Source organism: Gammaproteobacteria bacterium (genome assembly GCA_013696315.1).
Classification (GTDB): Bacteria; Pseudomonadota; Gammaproteobacteria; order JACCYU01; family JACCYU01; genus JACCYU01.
Map to the genome: position 1 here is coordinate 1 of JACCYU010000044.1, position 2,552 is coordinate 2,552.

The 2,552-nt window shown below is 60.2% G+C and carries 2 protein-coding genes and 1 pseudogene; all 3 read right to left on the bottom strand.

The features are described from left to right. A partial coding sequence (locus H0V34_02895; GenBank protein ID MBA2490685.1) for a hypothetical protein occupies positions 1–216 on the bottom strand: 216 nt, incomplete at its 3' end. Then, positions 213–1,415 carry an iron ABC transporter substrate-binding protein gene (locus H0V34_02900; GenBank protein ID MBA2490686.1) on the bottom strand — a complete coding sequence of 401 codons (1,203 nt, stop codon included), beginning with the start codon at positions 1,413–1,415 and terminating at the stop codon, positions 213–215. The genes H0V34_02895 and H0V34_02900, both read right to left, overlap by 4 nt. Before the next feature lie 96 nt (positions 1,416–1,511). Then, positions 1,512–2,461: pseudogene (locus tag H0V34_02905) on the bottom strand (IS30 family transposase). Positions 2,462–2,552: the final 91 nt, after the last annotated feature.

The window sequence follows — 2,552 nt, forward strand, 5'->3', positions numbered from 1 at the left end:
CACCAGCACCGCGCCCAGCACGCGCGGCAGACGCACCTGCACGATCACCGTCTCCTCCATCGGCGGCACCGTACCGCCCAAGGTGAGGTTTACGAGATCGCGCACGCTGACGGGGAACTGGCCGACGGCGAACGAAATCAGCATCATCGCCAACAACACGATAGCCAGCGGCCACAGGGTCAGGCGCGGCTTGATGAGAGAGGGCGTAACAATCAATACGCCGCGGGTCCCGCGTTCTTCAGCAGCTCCGCTAATTGCATGTCGCTCAATTTAACTTGGTAAAAGAGCCGATAAAACTCGCGGACGAGGTCGCGCATGTCACGATCCTGGTGCGCCGACGGATAGAACAGCCGAGTCAGCCATGTTATACCGATCAAACGGTTGATCGAAGGCGGCTGATCGATCCAGCCGAACGGTAGGCTCGGCGCCAGGTACACGCGCTTGTTTTGCACGGCTGTGAGTTTGCTCCAGACAGGATGCGCCCAGACAGTGTTGTAGAAGCGCTCGTCCAGGGTGAGGATCGTGTCCGTATTCCAGCGCAACACCTGCTCGAGGGAAACCCGCGACAGCCCCTGCTGTCCGGGCGCGGCGGCCACGTTGATGGCGCCCACGCGCTCGATGATCTCGGTGTTGATGGAGCCGCGCACGCCGGTCTCCAGACCGTCCGGCCCGCGCGCGAGATAAACGCGCGGCCGTTCGTCCGCGGGAGTACGCGCGAGGGTTTTATCCAGTGACTCGAACGTCCGCTGTGCGTAACCCGCCAGCACCTCCGCGCGATCCTCCACGCCAAGGATGGCGCCCATCAGGCGTATCGACCTCACTATGTTGTCAAAGCGGCCGTCGATTAACAAGTACGGCAGCCCGGTCTGCCGCTGCGTGCGCTCCGCCAGCGAGATGTAGGTCGGCGCGATCGTGCCGTAATCGAATACGAGCTCGGGACGCGTCTCGAGCACCACCTCCAGATTTGCGGTGTCGCCCAGTTGCCCAAGGTCCGGCAGGCTGCGATACGCGGGCGCGAGCAAGGCGCCCTCCTCGGGTGTAGGCGCGCGCGGCCAGCCGAGCATTTTCTCCGGCGCCAGCACGTACAAAAAGATGCTGGCCGGCGGACCTGCGGGATAGACGCGCTCGACCTGCTCGGGTACGGCGACTTTCCGGCCAGCCGAATCGGTCACGATGCGCGCGGACGTCTCGGCCTGCGGAAGCGCGAGCGCGCTAATGATCAGCGATAAGGCGGCTGTCCGCCCGAAGAACTTACTGACGATCGCGGAATTCGTTAACACATCAGGCGATTTGTCATTCTGAGGCGGAATGCCGGAGAATCTGCCGTCTCCCAAGCAGAAGAACAGATGCTTCACGGAGTTTATTCCTTCACTGCGTTCAGGACAGGCTCTGAGCTTCGCCGAAGGGTTCAGCATGACAGTTTCAGTTGAATGCTTGCATGAAAAACTCGCGCGCCGCCTGCTGAGGGCCGGCCGAACGACCTTGATATCAACTTTGAACTGCAACATTGATCAATTTGCATTGGAGCACTCCAATGGTGTTTTGAAGCCCAGTCGCTTGCGAGGTCGGGTGTTGAGCTGGTGTGAGATGGCGTTGCATCGCCGCTGGGTCAGGCCGACCATACTGGCGCCTTTGGGCAGGTATTGGCGTATGAGCCCGTTGGCGTTTTCGTTGCTTCCTCGTTCCCATGCATGATGCGGGGTCGCGAAGTAGAATGTCGCTTTGGTACTTTGCTCAATGTCCTTGTAGTCGTGAAACTCAGTACCGTTATCGGCCGTGATCGTCTTGAAGGCGCCGGCATGTTGCTTGATAAGGGGGATCACACGCTGGTTGAGGGATTTTGTGGTTAGATTTGCGAGCTTGCCGATGAGCAGAAAGCCCGTCTTGCGTTCGACCAGGCTCAGGATGCAGTCCTGGTAACCCGTGCCCATGACGGTATCGATCTCCCAATGTTCACTCTGACGGCGGTTCTCCACCGATGCGGGCCGCGTTGAAATGTGTCGCTTGCCGGCGAGTCTGCCGCGGCTGTCATAGTATCCGTAGCGCTTTCGGCGCTGCTTGCGAGCCCCGCGCAGATGCTTAAAAAGCGTACCGCCGTGCTTGCGATCCTGCCAGATATGTCGGTAGATCGTCTCGTGACTGACGAGCAGCTCGCGTTGTTTGCGCAAGTAGCCCGCCACTTGCTCCGGGCTCCACTGCCGGCGGAGCAGCGCTTCGACCATCACCAAGTCCTGGCTCGTGAACCGCTCCGGCGCGATCGGGACCGCCGTCCACTGGTTCGTTCCTGGGCCTTGCTCGCACGGCACCGACCATCCAACGCGCAGCAATTGCGTTTGAGCTCTCGGCAGATACTACTGCGATGGTGCTGCAAATTCGCGGCGATCTGACTGGCATTACTTCCTTGCTTTCGCAGGGCCGGAATCATATGCCTCTCTGCAGAGGTGATCTGGTGGTAGCTCATCGCGATTCCCCTTGTCTTGGCGGATGGGAGGCGTCGCTACTATCCCAGATCACCTCGCTTCGGGCGCGATGTGTTGCACTTAGTTTATGAA

Excerpts from the sequence above, each read along its gene's own strand:
- H0V34_02900 (MBA2490686.1), bottom strand. The coding sequence starts at position 1,415 with ATGCTGAACCCTTCGGCGAAGCTCAGAGCCTGTCCTGAACGCAGTGAA.